The organism is Streptomyces sp. NPDC052682 (assembly GCF_040678435.1).
In the GTDB taxonomy this organism is placed as follows: Bacteria; Actinomycetota; Actinomycetes; order Streptomycetales; family Streptomycetaceae; genus Streptomyces.
In genome coordinates this window covers 269,845-285,834 of sequence record NZ_JBFATS010000010.1, presented here as the reverse complement: position 1 = coordinate 285,834, position 15,990 = coordinate 269,845, and the positions used below count along the sequence as shown (strand labels likewise).

Below are 15,990 nucleotides of genomic sequence, written 5' to 3'. Positions count from 1 at the left end.
GGTGGGGAGGCAGCACGATGACGCGCAACAGCGTGCACGGCGAGGGGACGCGGCCAGGTGCCGTACCGCGGCAGCCGGGCCCGGGCGGCCGGAGGGCACGGGACGGCGAGGGCGCCGGGCCGGGCGGGGACGGCGCCGGCAGAACCGGCGGCGCGAGAGCCCGGCGCGGCAGGCCACGCCCCGGCCGGGGCCGGCGGGTGCTGCGCTGGTCGGCGACAGGGCTGGCGGTGCTGGTGCTCGGCACGGCCGGGGCCGGTTACCTGTACTACCGGCACCTCAACGGCAACCTGGAGAAGGGCCAGCGCAGCAGCGGCGACTCCACGGTGCGCAGGGCCGAGCCGAACGCGGCCGGGCAGACCCCCCTGAACATCCTGCTGATCGGCTCCGACAGCCGTAACTCGGCGGAGAACCTCAAGCTCGGCGGCAGCAGGGACAACGTCGGCAGCAAGCCGCTGGCGGACGTGCAGATGCTGATCCACCTCTCCGCGGACCGCAGGAGCGCGGCGATGGTGAGCATCCCGCGGGACACCCGGGTCGACATACCCGAGTGCAAGGACCCCGACAGCGGTGAGACGTACCCGGCGAAGAACACGCTCATCAACGAGTCGCTGCAGCGCGGCGGTCCGGGCTGCACCCTGGCCACCTGGCAGAACCTGACCGGCGTCTACATCGACCACTGGATGATGGTCGACTTCGCCGGGGTGGTGAGCATGGCGGACGCCGTCGGCGGTGTCCCCGTCTGTGTCAACCAGAACGTGTGGGACCGTCCGTTGCCCGGCCAGCGCGGCGGCTCCGGCCTGAAGCTCACCGCCGGCACGCACAAGGTGCGCGGCGAGCGGGCGCTGCAGTGGCTGCGCACCCGGCACGCCTGGGGCAGTGACCCGCTGCGGGCCAAGGCGCAGCACCTGTACATGAACGCGATGATCCGCACCCTGAAGCAGCAGAACGTCTTCACCGACACCGGGCGCCTGATGGACCTGGCCGAGGCGGCCACCAAGTCCCTGAAGGTGTCCGAGGAGATCGGCTCGGTGAAGGAGCTGTACGACCTGGGCATGCAGCTGAAGTCGGTTCCCACCGACCGCATCACCATGACCACGATGCCGTGGATCGAGGACCCCGAGGACCACAACCATCTGCTGCCCAAGTCGCAGGACGCCGACAGGGTGTGGGCGATGCTCCGCGACGACGTCCCCTTCGACCGCAAGGGGAGCGCCAAGACGAGCGCCAAGGGCAAGGCGCCGGGGGCCAAGAAGCAGGCGGACGGGAAAGAGGCGGCCTCCGAGGACCCCGCCGCGCCGGACGCCGAGATCGGTGTCCTGGTGCGCAACGCCACCCGGACCGCCACGCTCGGCCCGGTCACCGGCCGCGCCGGGGCGCTGGCCCGGCTGCTCGCCCAGAAGGGCTTCGCCAAGGCCGCGGCGGACACCTCCGCGGCCCTGTCGCAGGAGCGGACCACCGTCCTGTACCCGAGCACCGAACTGGCGGGCGACGCCCGGCGGGTCGCCGAGGCCCTGGGCATCCCGGCCGGCTCGGTGCGGCGTTCCACCGACGTCTCCGGCGTCACGCTCGTCGTCGGCGCCGACTGGCGTGCGGGCACGGCCTACCCGAAGCAGCCGGCGCCCAGGGCCGGGGACATCCCGCAGAGCGCCGACGCGGTGAACGGGTCGGACAGCGGCCAGTGCATGAACGTCTACGCGCCCTACCGCTGGTAGCCAACCGGCCTCCGAACTCCCCTGAGCACAGGGCGATATGAGCACACGCGTCACTCCGGCCGCACCGGGCGGATAGTGTGAGTGACCGCTGAGCTGCCTGGCCCGACGGAGGAACCGGACACTGTGGACGCACACGGCCGTGGGCGGGCGGACGACATGGACCCCGCAGACCAGTGGGTACGCGATCCCCGCACCGGCGGCCACGAGCCGCGCCTGACGCCGCCCGGGTTACCCGGCCCGCGCGGCGAGGACGCGCGCGGCGGGACGGACGCGGCCGTACGCGGCCGTACGCCCGCCGCACGGGCGGTGGCACCGCGGCGCGGGCACCGGCCGCAGCCCGGGCGGGGCCGGCGAGCAGCGGGCCCGCGCAGGCCGAGGGCCAGGAAGGTGCTGCTGTGGACCGGCGGCACGATGGCGTTCGTCCTGGTCACCACCGGCACGGCCGGGTACCTGTACCTGAAGCACCTGGAGGGCAACGTCAGCACGACCGACGTGGGTGACGCCGGCAAGTCGGACTTCAGCACGGACGAGGCCTTCAGCATCCTGGTCATCGGCACCGACAAGCGCACCGGCGAGGGCAACGAGGGCTACGGCGACCAGGGCAGCTCCGGGCACGCGGACACCACGATCCTGCTGCACGTCGCCCGGGACCGTTCCAACGCGACGGCGCTGAGCATCCCCCGCGATCTGATCGTGGACATCCCCGACTGCCCGACCCGGCAGGCGGACGGCTCGCAGAGAGTCGTCCCGGGCCTGCGGGGTGTCCGCTTCAACCGCAGTCTCGGGGAGGGCGGCCGGGACCCGGGCTGCACCATGCGCACGGTCGAGCAGGTCACCGGCATCCCCGTCGACCACTTCATGATGGCCGACTTCAACGCTGTCAAGACGCTGACCACGGCGGTGGGCGGCGTCCCGGTGTGCGTGGCGCACGCCGTGCACGACAAGCAGTCCAAACTCCGGCTGCCCGAGGGGGAGTCGACGGTCGAGGGCGAGCAGGCCCTGGCGTTCGTCCGCACCCGGCACAGCTTCGGCAACCAGGGCGACCTGGACCGCATCAAGGTGCAGCAGCAGTTCCTGGGCTCGCTCATGCGCAAGATGTCCTCCGGCGACACGCTCACCAGCCCCGCCAAGCTGCTGAAGCTGGCCGAGGCCGCGACCGAGGCGCTGACCGTGGACAAGCCCCTCGGCAAGGTCGGCACGCTCAAGGACATGGCGCTGGAGCTGAAGAAGGTTCCGACGAAGAACCTCAGCTTCACCACGGTCCCGGTGCGGGACAACCCCGCCGAGACCGTGAAGGCCACCGTCGTCCTCGACGAGTCCAGGGCCCCGCAGGTCTTCGACGCGATCCGCGACGACGTCTCCTTCACCGAGGTGCGCGCGCGGCAGCGCCAGGCCGCCGAGGACCCCAGGGACGCCCGGGCCGCCCGTCTGGAGGGCGCCAGGGCCCCGGCCTCCGAGGTGCGGGTCCGGATCCTCAACGGCGGCGCCCCCGCCGGCAGCGCCCAGGAGACACTCCGGTGGCTGCGCACCGACAAGGGCGTGACCCAGGCCGCGAACGCCGGCAACGCACCGCGGCGCCTGAGCAGGACCACGCTGGAGTACGCCCCCGGCCAGGCCGGCCAGGCCCGTGCCCTCGCCGGCCTGATGGGTCTGTCCGGCGCGGCGCTGAAGCCGGGTGAGAGCGTGGCCGACGCCCAGGGGCAGCCCGCGATGACGCTGACGCTGGGCCAGGACTTCCGGGGCGCGGGCGTCTCGCTGACCGCTCCCGCCGCGGCTGTCGAGGTGGAGAAGTCCACGGCCGACAAGCTCACCTGCGCGAGTTGACGTTCCCAGGGCAACTGACGGGCCCGTCGTGCGTCTAACAGGACGCATGACGGGCCTTGTTCGTGGGCGCGAGGAGCAGGGAGGGCGGGGGAAGTGACGCAGAACACGGTGGAGGCCGACCAGACGGCCCGGGACACCCGGCGGGAGACGGCCCCGGCCGACGGCGGCGACGCTCCGGCCGGCGGCGGCGACGCCCTGGTCGGCGACCCGCACGGCGGCCCGCGTCCGCGGCGCCGCCACCGGGCGCTGCAGTGGTCGGCGGCCCTGCTCGCGACCCTGGTCATCGGCACGGCCGGGGCCGGCTACCTCTACTACCGGCACCTGAACGCCAACATCAAGAAGGACACCCTCAACCTCGGCGACAGCAAGGTCGCCGAGCCGACGCCGAACGCGGCCGGCCAGACCCCGCTGAACATCCTGCTCATCGGCTCCGACGCCCGGGACACCAAGGAGAACCAGAAACTCGGCGGCGCCCGGGAGACGTTCGGCTCGACCCCGCTCGCGGACGTCCAGATGCTGGTGCACCTGTCCGCGGACCGGACCAACCTGTCGGTCATCAGCATGCCCCGGGACACGCTGGTGCACATACCGAAGTGCACCGACCCGGACGACGGGAAGGTGTACCCGGCGAGCAACGGCCGGGTGATGGCCAACCAGAGCCTCGGACACGGCGGGCCGGGCTGCACGGTGGCCACCTGGGAGAAGCTGACCGGCATCCGCATCGACCACTTCGTCATGGTCGACTTCGCCGGGGTGGTGTCCATGGCGGACGCCGTCGGCGGCGTCCCGGTGTGCGTGGACGCCAACATCCACTCCCGCGACAGCCAGGGCCACGGCTCGGGCCTGAAGCTGCGCAAGGGCACCCACCCGGTCAAGGGCGAGCAGGCCCTGCAGTGGCTGCGCACCCGCTACGGCTTCGAGGACGGCAGCGACCTGGCCCGCGCCAAGGCCCAGCACATGTACATGAACGCGCTGGTGCGCCGGCTGCGCGAGAACGCCACCCTCAGCAGCCCGAACAAGCTGCGCAGGCTCGCCGAGCGGGCCACCGAGGCCCTCACCGTCGACCCGGGCCTGGACACCGTCAAGAAGCTGTACGACCTGAGCAGCGAGCTGCGCGAGGTGAAGCCGGAGCGGATCACCATGACCACGATGCCGAACCGGTACGTGGGCGCGCGGGTCGAGCCGACCGAGGACGCCGAGAAGCTGTTCCGGCTGGTGCGCGAGGACATCGCCCTGGACGGCAAGGGCGCGGGCACGGACGAGGGAAAGAACGACGCCACGGCCGGGCAGACGGCCGGGCAGCAGGTGTCCGCCGACCCGGCGGCCGCCGACGGCGAGATCGCGGTGCAGGTCCGCAACGGCACCCGCACCGGCACCCGTCCCGCGGCCCGGGGCCGTGCGAGCACCGTGGCCGGGCTGCTGGCGGACAAGGGCTTCACCCGGGCGTACGCCGGCCCCGCCGGGTCGCTCAGCGAGGACCGGACGGTGGTCCGCTACCCGAGCGCCGACCTGGAGGGCGACGCGCGGCGGGTCGCCGAGGCCCTCGGTCTTCCCCCGAGTGCGGTGCGGCGCTCCACCGAGGTCTCCGGCGTCACCCTCGTCGTGGGTGCCGACTGGCGTGAGGGCAGCACGTACAAGGCCGCGAAGGACGACGACACGACTCCCGAGTCGGCCCAGGCGCTCAACGGCGCGGACGACAAGGCCTGCATGCACGTGAACCCGGCGTTCACCTGGTCCTGACGGGCCCCCGGCCGGGGGCCCGGCTCAGGCCGCCGATCCGCCCGTGGCGGCGTCCGCGTGGACGGCGGGCCGGCGGCTCGCCTTCACCCTGCGGGCCAGCGACCGCGGGCTGGTCAGGAAGCCCCAGCCCCACGACATGTGCATGGTGGCCAGTGCGACGGGGATCTGCAGCCGCGCCTTGAGCGGCAGCCCCCGGCCCGCAGGAACGGATCCCAGCACGATCGCCGCGAGGTAACCGCCGGGCACGACGAAGCCCAGCGGGGTCAGCGCGGCCCCCACCACGATCCCGGCCGCGATCGCGGCCACCGCGGTCGGCGGGGCGAGGTAGCGCAGGTTGATGGAGCCCTCGTGGTAACGGGCGACCACGTGCCGCCAACGGCCGTAGTCCTTGTACTGCTTGGCCAGCGCCCGCACGCTCGGCCGGGGCCGGTAGGACACCTTCAGCTCGGGCGAGAACCAGATGAGGCCCCCGGCCTCCCTGATCCGGTAGTTCAGCTCCCAGTCCTGGGCGCGGATGAACTCCTCGTTGTAGCCGCCCTGCTGCTCCAGCGCCTCGCGCCGGAACACCCCGAGGTACACGGTCTCGGCGGGCCCGGCCTCGCCGCCCGTGTGGAAGGAGGCGTTGCCGACCCCGATCCGCGAGGTCATCGCGGCCGCGACGGCTCGCTCCCAGTCGTTCTCGCCCTCGGCGTGCATGATGCCGCCGACGTTCTGCGCGCCGGTCTCCTCCAGGAGCCGTACGGCGGTGGCGATGTAGTTCGGCGAGAGCATGCCGTGTCCGTCGACGCGGACCACGACCGGATGCCGGGACGCCTTGATGGCGGCGTTCAGCGCGGCCGGCGTGCGGCCGCTCGGGTTGGGCACGGTGTGCACCCGCGGGTCTTCGGCCACGAGCTCGGCGGCGATCTCGTCCGTACGGTCCGTGGACGGACCCAGGGCGATCACGACCTCCAGCTCGCCGGCGTACTCCTGCGCGAGGATCGCTTGGACTGCTCCGCGCAGATGCCGCTCCTCGTTGAGGACGGGCATGATCACAGACACGGCGGGCAGCTGCACGTCGGGATTGGCGTTCATAGGAGGCTCACGTTACCGCGAACGGGGGACACCGTTGCGCGCCGCCGGGGGCGGTGACCCGGACCACACGGCGCAGGGGCCTACGGTGCTCGCGGATCCCACGTACGGCCGTCGTCCGGAGGAGTCCCGTTGCCCACACCGCCCCGGTCCCCCCGGCCCCAGCCCGCCCCGCAGCGCCGCCCCCGGCCGTCCGGCCCCCCCGGCCGCCCCGGCCGCCCTGCCGTACCGCGCAGGAAGCCGCGCTGGGTCCTGCGGGCGGTCACCACGCTGTCCGTGGTGGTCCTGGCCTCCGCCGGCATCGGGCACGCGGTGCTCTCCGGCCTGGACGCGGACATCGCCCGGGTCGACCCCTTCAAGGACATGAAGAACCGCCCGCGCGCAGGGCACGGCACGAACATCCTGCTGGTCGGCACCGACGGCCGCGAGAAGATCAGCGCGGCGGAGCGGCGCAGGTACCGGCTGGGCGGGGCGCCCTGCCACTGCACCGACACCATCATGATCGTGCACATCTCGGAGGACCGCCGACGGGCCAGCGTGGTGAGCCTGCCGCGCGACTCGTACGCCGTGACGCCCCCGCACACCGACCGCACCTCCGGCAAACGGCACCGCGGTCACCCCGTCAAGCTCAACGCGGCGTACGCGGAGGGCGGGCCGGAGCTGACCATCCGCACGGTCGAGCGGATGACCCGCGTGAAGATCGACCACTACCTGGAGGTCGACTTCACCAGCTTTATGAAGACCGTGGACGTGGTCGGCGGCGTCGAGATCTGCACGGCCGACCCGCTGAAGGACAGCCACACCGGCCTGGACCTGCCGCCCGGCCGGCATCTGCTGCAGGGCGGGCAGGCGCTGCAGTACGTACGCGCCCGGTACGTCGACGGGGCCTCCGACCTCGGGCGGATGAAGCGCCAGCAGCGTTTCATGGCGGCCCTGGTGGCGCGGGCCACCTCCTCGGGGATCCTGCTGAACCCGCTGAAGTTCCGGGACGTCACGCGGGCGGTGCTGGGCTCGGTCCGCGCCGACAAGGGCTTCGGCACCGACGAACTCCTGGGCCTCGGCCGGGCGATGCGGAACTTCTCCCCTGCCTCCTCCGAGTTCACCACCGTGCCGATCGGGCGGATGGGATACGCCGTGAAGGGCGTCGGCTCGACGCTGAAGTGGGACCCCGTCAGGTCCGAGCGGCTCTTCCGCGCGCTGCGCGAGGACCGGCCGCTGTCGGCGCGGCGGCCGCGCGCGGCGGCGGTGCTGGTGCCGGTCGCCCCGCAGCAGATCCGGGTGCAGGTGGAGAACGGCACGGGCACCCCGGGGCTCGGGCGCAGGGTCGACGCGGCGCTGGCGGGGGCGGGGTTCCGTACCACGCGGGCGCCGGTGAACGCGAAGGACCGCACGGTCCGGCGGACGGTCGTCGCCTACGACCCGCGCTGGGACCGGTCGGCGAAGTCGCTCGCGACCGCGCTGCCCGGCAGTGAACTGCGGGCCGTGAAGGGGCAGGGGGCCACGCTGAAGGTGGTCGTGGGGGCCGACTACCGGCAGGTCCGCAAGGTCCGGGCGGAGAACCAGTCGGAGGGCGAGTTCGGGGTGGTGCGCGGGGACGAGGTGCGGTGCGGGTCGTAGAGCCCGGCTGAGCCGCCCGCGCGGGGTCAGTCCTCGTGGCCCTCCGCCGCCCGCTTCTCCCGCAGTTCCAGGATCGCCCGGCGGCGGGCCAGCCGGTGGGTGCGGCGGATCTGGGCCTCCTGGTAGCGGCGCCTGTCCCGCTCGGTCTCGGGGATCACCGGCGGCACCGGGCGCGGCCTGCCGTCGGCGTCCACCGCCGCGAAGACGAGGTAGGCCGAGCCGACGTGGGTGGGCGGGGCGGACTCGTTCCAGCGTTCCGCGAGGACTCGGACGCCGACCTCCATGGAGGTCCGGCCGGTCCAGTTGACCTGGGCCTTGACATGGACCAGGTCGCCCACCCGCACCGGCTCGAGGAACACCATCTCGTCCATCGACGCGGTGACGGCGGGGCCGCCGCTGTGCCGCCCGGCGACGGCGCCCGCCGCGTCGTCGACCAGCTTCATGATCACTCCGCCGTGCACGGTCCCCAGCAGGTTCGTGTCGTTGTGGGTCATGATGTGGCTGAGGGTGGTGCGGGACGCCGAGGTCGGCTTCCCGGGGAGGTCCGCGGTTCCCTGCTCCGGGGCTGTGGCCTGGTCTGTCATGGCCTCCACCTTAAGCCGAGGCCGTGTGCGGGGGATTTGTGTCAGCTTCGCCACAGCCGTGCTCTGATTTTCCGACGACCCTTGTATGCCGCACGGCAGGGCCCGGCACACTGAGCCCATGACTGATTGGCCCGAGGCATGGTCCGACGACAACCGCGGCACCCGGTACGGGGGCGGCAGCGCGAGCGCACAGCCCGAGGGCGCGCGCGTGATGCGGCAGGTCCGCCGCGGTCCGGCGGCGCGCCCCGGGCAGGCACCGTACGGCGGTTCCGGTGTGCCGCAGCAGCCGTCGTACGTGGACGGCCGCGGCTACGACGGCCCGCCCGACGACGGGTACGACAGCGGCTACAACACCGGCCAGGTCTACGGCTCGTCCGGCGGCCGGGGCGGCGGTGGCGGCGGCACGTACGCGGCGCGGCCCGCGCCGAACTGGCGGCGCCGGATCAAGATCACGGCGATCACCGTCACGACCGTGCTGGTGGTCACCACCGTCGCCACGTACTTCTGGGCCGACTCCAAGCTGCACCGCGACGTCGACCTGTCGAAGGTCATCGACCGGCCGGAGGCGGGCGAGGGCACGAACTACCTGATCGTGGGCTCCGACAGCCGGGCCGGGATGTCGGCCGACGAGAAGAAGAAGCTGCACACCGGGTCCGCCGAGGGCAAGCGCACGGACTCGATGATGATCCTGCACACCGGAAGCAACGGCCCGACGCTGATCTCGCTCCCCCGCGACTCCAACGTGACGATCCCCTCGTACAAGGGCTCCGACTCCGGCAAGCTCTACCCGGGCACCGGCCGCCAGGTGAAGCTGAACGCGGCGTACGCGGAGGACGGCCCGGAGCTGCTGGTGCGGACGGTGGAGGCCAACACCGGGTTGCACATCGACCACTACGTGGAGATCGGCTTCGCCGGTTTCGCCAACATCGTGGACGCGGTCGGCGGCGTGGAGATCGACATCCCGCAGGACATCAAGGACACCAAGTCCGGCGCGGACTTCAAGAAGGGCAAGCAGACCCTGAACGGCGAGGAGGCCCTGGCCTTCGTCCGCACCCGGTACGCGCTCAAGGGCTCGGACCTGGACCGTACGAAGAACCAGCAGAAGTTCCTCTCGGCCCTCGCCAACCAGGTCGCCACCCCGGGCACCGTCCTCAACCCGTTCAAGCTGTACCCGACCATGGGCGCGGGCCTGGACTCCCTGATCGTCGACAAGGACATGGGCCTGTGGGACCTGGCCTCGATGTTCTGGGCGATGAAGGGCGTCAGCGGCGGCGAGGGCAAGTCGATGAACATGCCGATCTCGGGCAACACCCCCAACGGCAACCTGCAGTGGGACACCGCGAAGGTGAAGACGCTGGTGGAGCAGTTGAAGAACGACGAGACGGTGACGGTGTCGGGGAACTGAGCCAGGCCCACCGAGGGGCACCCGGCGGTGTCCCTCGGTGCGGTCGGACGGTCGTCACATCGTGGCGCCCGCCATCGCGCGGCACGTCTCCGCGCAGCGGCGACACGCCTCGGCGCAGCGCATCATCTGGGCGTCGTCCGGCATCGCCATACACGCCTCGGCGCACATGTCGCAGGCCCGGGCGCACATCGCGCACATCTCGGCGGACATCGGCGAGCGCCGCATCATCATGTCGGCGCACATACGGGTCATCTCGGCACAGTCGATCAGCGCGCGCATGATCTGCATCTGGGCCTGGCCGCCCTTCTGCAGGCAGGAGCTCATGGTCTCCTCGCACACGGTGTGGCAGGCCATGCAGGCGTCGACGCAGGCCTGCATCTCGGTGCTCATGGCGGTCGTGGTGGCGGGCTGCTGGGTCATGGCTTCCTCCTGGGGGGACGCGGAGGCCGGAACCGGCCCCCGGTGCTTCCGTCCTACGCCCCTTCACCCGAAACCGCCACGGGACGGACGAGAACCGCCCCCGGCCGGATGGGCCGGGGGCGGTGCGCGCGGAAAGCGGGCGGTTACGGCAGGTTGCGGGCCATGACGATGCGCTGCACCTGGTTGGTGCCCTCGTAGATCTGGGTGATCTTCGCGTCGCGCATCATCCGCTCGACCGGGTAGTCACGGGTGTAGCCGTAGCCGCCGAGCAGCTGGACTGCGTCCGTGGTGACCTCCATCGCCACGTCCGAGGCGAAGCACTTGGCGGCCGCGCCGAGGTAGGTGAGGTCGGCGTCGCCGCGCTCGGAGGCGGCGGCGGCCTGGTAGGTCAGGGCACGCGCGGCCGAGATCTTCATGGACATGTCGGCGAGCATGAACTGGATGCCCTGGAAGTCGGCGATCGGCTTGCCGAACTGCTTGCGCTCCTGGACGTAGCCCTTGGCGTAGTCGAGGGCGCCCTGGGCGATGCCGAGGGCCTGGGCGGCGATGGTGATGCGGGTGTGGTCGAGGGTCTTCATCGCCGTGGCGAAGCCGGTGCCCTCCTCGCCGATCATGCGGTCCGCCGGGATGCGCACGTTGTCCAGGTAGACCTCGCGGGTCGGGGAGCCCTTGATACCGAGCTTCTTCTCCGGCGCGCCGAAGGAGACGCCCTCGTCGGACTTCTCCACGACGAAGGCGGAGATGCCCTTGGAGCGCTTGGAGGGGTCCGTCACCGCCATGACCGTGTAGTACTCGGAGACGCCGGCGTTGGTGATCCAGCGCTTGACGCCGTTGAGGACCCAGTGGTCGCCGTCGCGGACCGCCTTGGTCTTCATGCCGGCCGCGTCCGAGCCCGCGTCGGGCTCGGAGAGGCAGTAGGAGAACATCGCCTCGCCCTTGGCGAGCGGGGCCATGTACTTCTTCTTCAGCTCCTCGGAGCCGGAGAGGATCACCGGCAGGGAGCCGAGCTTGTTGACGGCCGGGATGAGGGAGGAGGAGGCGCAGACCCGGGCGACCTCCTCGATGACGATGACGGTGGCCAGCGCGTCGGCGCCCGCGCCGCCGTACTCCTCGGGTACGTGGACGGCGTGCAGGTCGTTGGCCACGAGGGCCTCGAGGGCCTCCTGCGGGAAGCGGGCCTCCTCGTCCACCGCGGCGGCGTACGGCGCGATCTTCGCCTCGGCCATCGAGCGGACGGCGTCGCGGAGCATGTCGTGCTCCTCGGACGGGCGGTACAGGTCGAAGTCAGCCGATCCGGCCAAGGTCTCTCACGCTCCAAAACGCTGCGATGGTGGCGCTAACTACCGTTAAGTAATCAAAATTTTATGGGCTCGCCCACCCGGGTGATACGTGAGCTTGCCGACAGCGGGGAAGTTGCCCGGTGAGGCCCGCTCCCACGCCCCGGCTATGCTCGGGCGCGCATCACCTGCCGTAGACCTCTGGAGCACGCATGGCCCTGAAGATCACCGTGATCGGCACCGGTTATCTCGGCGCGACACACGCCGCGGCCATGGCCGAGCTGGGGTTCGAGGTACTGGGTCTGGACGTCGTCCCGGAGAAGATCGACAAGCTGCGCCGCGGCGAGGTCCCGATGTACGAGCCGGGGCTCGAGGAGCTGCTGCGCAAGCACGTCGCCGGGATCGAGGGGTCCACCGGGCGGCTGCGGTTCACCATGGACTTCGCCGAGGCCGGGGAGTTCGGCGACGTGCACTTCGTGTGCGTCAACACCCCGCAGCGGCACGGGGAGTACGCGTGCGACATGTCGTACGTCGACTCCGCCATCGCCTCGCTGGCCCCGCATCTGAAGGGTCCGGCCCTGGTCGTCGGCAAGTCGACCGTCCCGGTCGGCTCCGCGGACCGGCTGGCCGCCTACCTGGCCGAGCACGCGCCGGCCGGCGCGGACGCGGAGCTGGCGTGGAACCCGGAGTTCCTGCGTGAGGGCTTCGCCGTGCAGGACACCCTGCACCCCGACCGGATCGTGGTGGGGGTGCGCGGCGAGCGGGCCGAGAAGCTGCTGCGCGAGGTGTACGCCACCCCGATCGCCGAGGGCTCGCCGTTCGTGGTGACCGACTTCCCGACGGCCGAGCTGGTGAAGACCTCCGCGAACTCCTTCCTCGCCACGAAGATCTCCTTCATCAACGCCATGGCGGAGGTGTGCGAGGCGGCCGGTGGGGACGTGGCCAAGCTGGCGGAGGCCATCGGGTACGACGACCGGATCGGCAAGAAGTTCCTGCGGGCCGGGATCGGGTTCGGCGGCGGCTGCCTGCCCAAGGACATCCGGGCGTTCATGGCGCGGGCCGGTGAGCTGGGTGCCGACCAGGCGCTGACCTTCCTGCGGGAGATCGACTCCATCAACATGCGCCAGCGCGGCCAGATGGTCGAGCTGGCCCGGCAGGCGCTGGGCGGCGGGCCGTTCCTCGGCAAGCGGGTGGCGGTGCTGGGGGCGACCTTCAAGCCCGACTCGGACGACGTGCGGGACTCGCCCGCGCTGAACGTCGCCGGGCAGATCCACCTGCAGGGCGGGCAGGTCACGGTGTACGACCCGAAGGGCATGGACAACGCCCGCCGTATCTTCCCGACCCTGGGGTACGCCGACTCCGCGGTCGAGGCGGTGCGGGGGGCCGACGTCGTGCTGCACCTGACGGAGTGGCGGGAGTTCCGCGAGCTGGACCCGGAGGCCCTGGGCGAGGTCGCGGCGGCCCGGATCGTGCTGGACGGGCGCAACGCGCTGGACCCGGAGCGGTGGCGCAAGGCGGGCTGGACGTACCGGGCGATGGGGCGGCCGAACGCCTGATTTCCGTCCGCGTGGCAGCACTTACGTCTCTTGGGTGGGTGTCGTTCCGGCCGGGGCTCAGCCGGCCGGAACGGCACCCACGCCCATTGTCACCGCTGACCCCGCCCTTCGGGAACCGCTTGCCGAAGAGACCGGGATGACGGTCGTCACCTCGCCGGCCCCTCCCGCTCAGTCCTTCGCGCGGTAGCGGCGCATCTTCGCGCGCGCTCCGCACACCTGCATGGAGCACCAGCGGCCGCGGCCCGCCGGGCTGCGGTCGTAGTACGCCCAGTGGCAGTTCGTGGCCTCGCAGGCCTTCAGACGACTCCAGGTGCCCGCGACCAGGGCGTCGGCCACGGCCGCGGCGACGCGGGAGAGCAGGGTGGGGCGGGCGGCGGCCGGGGTGAGGGCGGCCGAGCCGTCACCGGGGTCGACCGTCAGCACCAGCGGGGCCCCGGCCAGGAGGTCGCCGAGCGGGGTGACCTCGCGGTGCGGTGGGTGGCCCGCGTGGGCGAGCAGGGCCGCGCGCAGGGCCTCGCGCAGCCGGCGCGCCTGCTCGACCTCGTCCTCCTGGAGACCGAAGCGCGCGCGGCCCTGGACGGTGTCCAGCGAGTCGGCGCCCGACTCGATGTCCAGCGTGTTCACCAGGGCCTCGACCAGGGCCAGGCCCCCGGGCGCGGGCGATCTCTCGGTCATGTCTGGACGGTACCTCCCGCTCCTCCCCTTGCGACGTTACCGCCAGAGGGGCAGTATGAGGTAACGGTTACCGATTACCCGTCTCTATGGGTAACGCAAGGCTCTGAGGAGGAAGTCATGGCTCTCGCCGAACTGGGTGTCGTCGTCCTGGACTGTCCCGACCCCCGCGCGCTGGCCGGTTTCTACGCCGAGGTGCTCGGCGGAACCGTCGAGGGCGAGGGCGACTGGGTGGACCTGAAGGTGCCGGGCGGTCCCGCCCTGGCCTTCCAGCGGGCGGAGGGGCACACCCCGCCGGAGTGGCCGCGGGCCGACCGCAACTCGCAGCAGTTCCACCTGGACCTGACCGTCGAGGACCTGGACGCGGCCGAGCGGGGCGTGCTGGCGCTGGGTGCGAAGCCGCTGGACGCCGACGACCGATCCCGCACCTTCCGGGTTTACGCGGACCCGGCCGGGCACCCGTTCTGCCTCTGCGCCTGCTGACCGACACCGGGAGGCCTCATGCCCGCCGCCGCGCGTTTGCGTTCCGTCGTCCTCGACTGCCCCGAGCCCCGCGACCTGGCCCGCTTCTACGCGGGTGTCGCGGGCGGCACGCCCGAGGAGCAGGACCCGGACTGGGTGGTGCTCCAGGTGCCCGGCGGCCCGCGGCTGGCCTTCCAGCGGGCCCAGGGGTACCGGCCGCCGCAGTGGCCGCGGGCCGATCAGGACTCGCAGCAGTTCCACCTCGACTTCGACGCCGGCTCCACCTGGGAGGAGGTCGACGCGGCCGAGGAGAAGGTGCTGGCGCTCGGGGCGCGGGTGCTGGACCGGGAGGACGACGAGAAGAAGGACTTCCGGGTGTACGCCGACCCGGCGGGCCATCCGTTCTGCCTCTGCCGCATCGAGCACCCGTGAGCGGCTGGGGTCTGTCAGGAGGGCGGCGACGCGGAGCGTAGCCCTAACCGTCCAGGTCGGTGATCCTCGCCGTCGACGGGGTGCGGCGCTGCTGGGCCGCTTTGGCGGCGAAGTCGGCGCCGCGCAGCACCCGCTGGACGTTGCCCCAGGTCAACAGGGCCACGTCGGACTCTGCCCAGCCGCGCTCCAGCAGCTCGGCGATCAGCCGGGGGTAGCCGGAGACGTCGCTGAGCTGCTGCGGATGCGCGGCGCCGGAGTCGTACGTACCGGACAGGCCGACGCTCTGCGGGCCGGCCACGCCGCGGACGTGGTCGAGGTGGTCGGCGACGTCGCGCACGGACGGCCCGGTCTGTTCGGCGCTCAGCGGCACCAGGCACAGGCCCCCCGCGGCCCCCAGCTCGGCGAGCAGGTCGTCGGGCAGGTTGGCCGGGTGGGGCCGCAGGGCGTGGGCGGCGGAGCGGCTGCACATCACGGGCGCCTTGGAGACGGTCAGGACGCGGCGGACGGTCCGTACGGAGGCGCCGGAGAGGTCGGCGATGACGCCGAGCCGGTTCATCTCCCGTACGACCTCCTCGCCGAACCGGGTCAGCCCGTCCGGGCCCGCCCAGGACACCCCGGCCAGGGTGAGGACGCGCAGGCCCAGGGCGTGCAGCTGGCGCAGGATGCCCAGCGAGTCGCCGGCGGCTGCGGCCGGGGCCGGACCGAGCAGCACGGCGACGCGGCCGCAGTGGCGGGCGTCGGCGGTCTCCCCCGCGGTGCGGGCCAGCCGCAGCCCCTCCTCGTGTCCCGCGGCCACCGCCTTCGCCAGGTCCAGCTGTTCCAGGGCGGCGCCGACGGCCCGGTCGCCGTCGAGCCCGTCGGGCACGTGCAGCGACCAGAACAGCGCGCCGACCCGCCCCTCGCGCAGCCGGGGCACGTCCGTGTCGACACCGCCCTCGCCGAGCTCCAGGTCGTACCACGACAGGGTGCGCAGGGCCTGCGGCAGCGCGTTGCAGCCGTCGGCGACGGGGTGCGCGGCGAGCAGGGCGTGGGCCCGGTGCAGCGCGGAGTCACAGGGGTCCGGCACGGGTGCGCTGGGCTCGCCCGGGACGACGGCCTCGGCGGAGCAGGGCCCGGTCATCCCGAGCTCGCCTAGGTCGCCGTCGGGGTGCAGGTCGTCCTGGAGGTCTGCCATGGCGGGCTCCGTACGGTCGTCGTGCAGTACCGTCACCGTCGCAC

At 72.4% G+C, this 15,990-nt stretch carries 14 protein-coding genes; 8 read left to right on the top strand and 6 right to left on the bottom strand.

Annotated elements, in window-relative coordinates; genetic code table 11:
• Positions 1-17: 17 nt before the first annotated feature.
• The 3 genes from AB0K80_RS18465 (at position 18) to AB0K80_RS18455 (ending at position 5,276) form a co-directional block, all read left to right on the top strand.
• On the top strand, positions 18-1,712 hold the full coding sequence (locus tag AB0K80_RS18465; RefSeq protein ID WP_365670774.1) for an LCP family protein: 1,695 nt from the start codon (positions 18-20) through the stop codon (positions 1,710-1,712).
• Positions 1,713-1,835: 123 nt separating this feature from the next.
• Positions 1,836-3,536, top strand: coding sequence for an LCP family protein (locus AB0K80_RS18460; RefSeq protein ID WP_365670772.1), 1,701 nt, complete (start codon positions 1,836-1,838; stop codon positions 3,534-3,536).
• A gap of 108 nt (positions 3,537-3,644) precedes the next feature.
• Positions 3,645-5,276 carry an LCP family protein gene (locus AB0K80_RS18455; RefSeq protein ID WP_365670850.1) on the top strand — a complete coding sequence of 544 codons (1,632 nt, stop codon included), beginning with the start codon at positions 3,645-3,647 and terminating at the stop codon, positions 5,274-5,276.
• Between the two features lie 24 nt (positions 5,277-5,300).
• On the opposite strand, the gene AB0K80_RS18450 is transcribed toward AB0K80_RS18455, so the two are convergent.
• Positions 5,301-6,350, bottom strand: a complete 1,050-nt coding sequence (locus AB0K80_RS18450) for a glycosyltransferase family 2 protein (RefSeq protein WP_365670770.1) — start codon at positions 6,348-6,350, stop codon at positions 5,301-5,303.
• Between the two features lie 129 nt (positions 6,351-6,479).
• On the opposite strand from AB0K80_RS18450, the gene AB0K80_RS18445 reads away from it, so the two are divergent.
• Positions 6,480-7,964 carry an LCP family protein gene (locus AB0K80_RS18445; protein ID WP_365670768.1) on the top strand — a complete coding sequence of 495 codons (1,485 nt, stop codon included), beginning with the start codon at positions 6,480-6,482 and terminating at the stop codon, positions 7,962-7,964.
• Between the two features lie 26 nt (positions 7,965-7,990).
• Here the strand turns inward: AB0K80_RS18445 and AB0K80_RS18440 are convergent, their stop codons facing one another.
• Positions 7,991-8,548 (bottom strand): acyl-CoA thioesterase, encoded by a 558-nt coding sequence (locus AB0K80_RS18440; RefSeq protein WP_365670766.1) that lies wholly within the window; start codon positions 8,546-8,548, stop codon positions 7,991-7,993.
• A gap of 118 nt (positions 8,549-8,666) precedes the next feature.
• Between AB0K80_RS18440 and AB0K80_RS18435 the strand changes: the two genes are divergently transcribed.
• On the top strand, positions 8,667-9,953 hold the full coding sequence (locus AB0K80_RS18435) for an LCP family protein (RefSeq protein ID WP_365670764.1): 1,287 nt from the start codon (positions 8,667-8,669) through the stop codon (positions 9,951-9,953).
• A 54-nt stretch (positions 9,954-10,007) separates the two neighbouring features.
• Here AB0K80_RS18435 and AB0K80_RS18430 read toward each other — a convergent pair whose 3' ends face one another.
• Both AB0K80_RS18430 and AB0K80_RS18425 read right to left on the bottom strand, forming a co-directional pair.
• Positions 10,008-10,373 carry a four-helix bundle copper-binding protein gene (locus AB0K80_RS18430; RefSeq protein ID WP_365670762.1) on the bottom strand — a complete coding sequence of 122 codons (366 nt, stop codon included), beginning with the start codon at positions 10,371-10,373 and terminating at the stop codon, positions 10,008-10,010.
• A 143-nt stretch (positions 10,374-10,516) separates the two neighbouring features.
• Positions 10,517-11,674 (bottom strand): acyl-CoA dehydrogenase, encoded by a 1,158-nt coding sequence (locus AB0K80_RS18425; RefSeq protein ID WP_365670760.1) that lies wholly within the window; start codon positions 11,672-11,674, stop codon positions 10,517-10,519.
• Positions 11,675-11,862: 188 nt separating this feature from the next.
• On the opposite strand from AB0K80_RS18425, the gene AB0K80_RS18420 reads away from it, so the two are divergent.
• Positions 11,863-13,206, top strand: a complete 1,344-nt coding sequence (locus tag AB0K80_RS18420) for a UDP-glucose/GDP-mannose dehydrogenase family protein (protein WP_365670758.1) — start codon at positions 11,863-11,865, stop codon at positions 13,204-13,206.
• A 168-nt stretch (positions 13,207-13,374) separates the two neighbouring features.
• On the opposite strand, the gene AB0K80_RS18415 is transcribed toward AB0K80_RS18420, so the two are convergent.
• Positions 13,375-13,881, bottom strand: a complete 507-nt coding sequence (locus AB0K80_RS18415; RefSeq protein WP_365670756.1) for a CGNR zinc finger domain-containing protein — start codon at positions 13,879-13,881, stop codon at positions 13,375-13,377.
• Between the two features lie 117 nt (positions 13,882-13,998).
• Between AB0K80_RS18415 and AB0K80_RS18410 the strand changes: the two genes are divergently transcribed.
• Complete coding sequence (locus AB0K80_RS18410; RefSeq protein ID WP_365670754.1) at positions 13,999-14,361, top strand: VOC family protein; 363 nt, start codon at positions 13,999-14,001, stop codon at positions 14,359-14,361.
• Positions 14,362-14,379: 18 nt separating this feature from the next.
• The gene (locus AB0K80_RS18405; RefSeq protein WP_365670751.1) at positions 14,380-14,772 is read left to right on the top strand and encodes a VOC family protein; all 393 of its coding nucleotides are present in this window, start codon (positions 14,380-14,382) and stop codon (positions 14,770-14,772) included.
• A gap of 43 nt (positions 14,773-14,815) precedes the next feature.
• Here AB0K80_RS18405 and AB0K80_RS18400 read toward each other — a convergent pair whose 3' ends face one another.
• The gene (locus AB0K80_RS18400; protein ID WP_365670749.1) at positions 14,816-15,946 is read right to left on the bottom strand and encodes a dipeptidase; all 1,131 of its coding nucleotides are present in this window, start codon (positions 15,944-15,946) and stop codon (positions 14,816-14,818) included.
• Positions 15,947-15,990 lie beyond the last annotated feature (44 nt).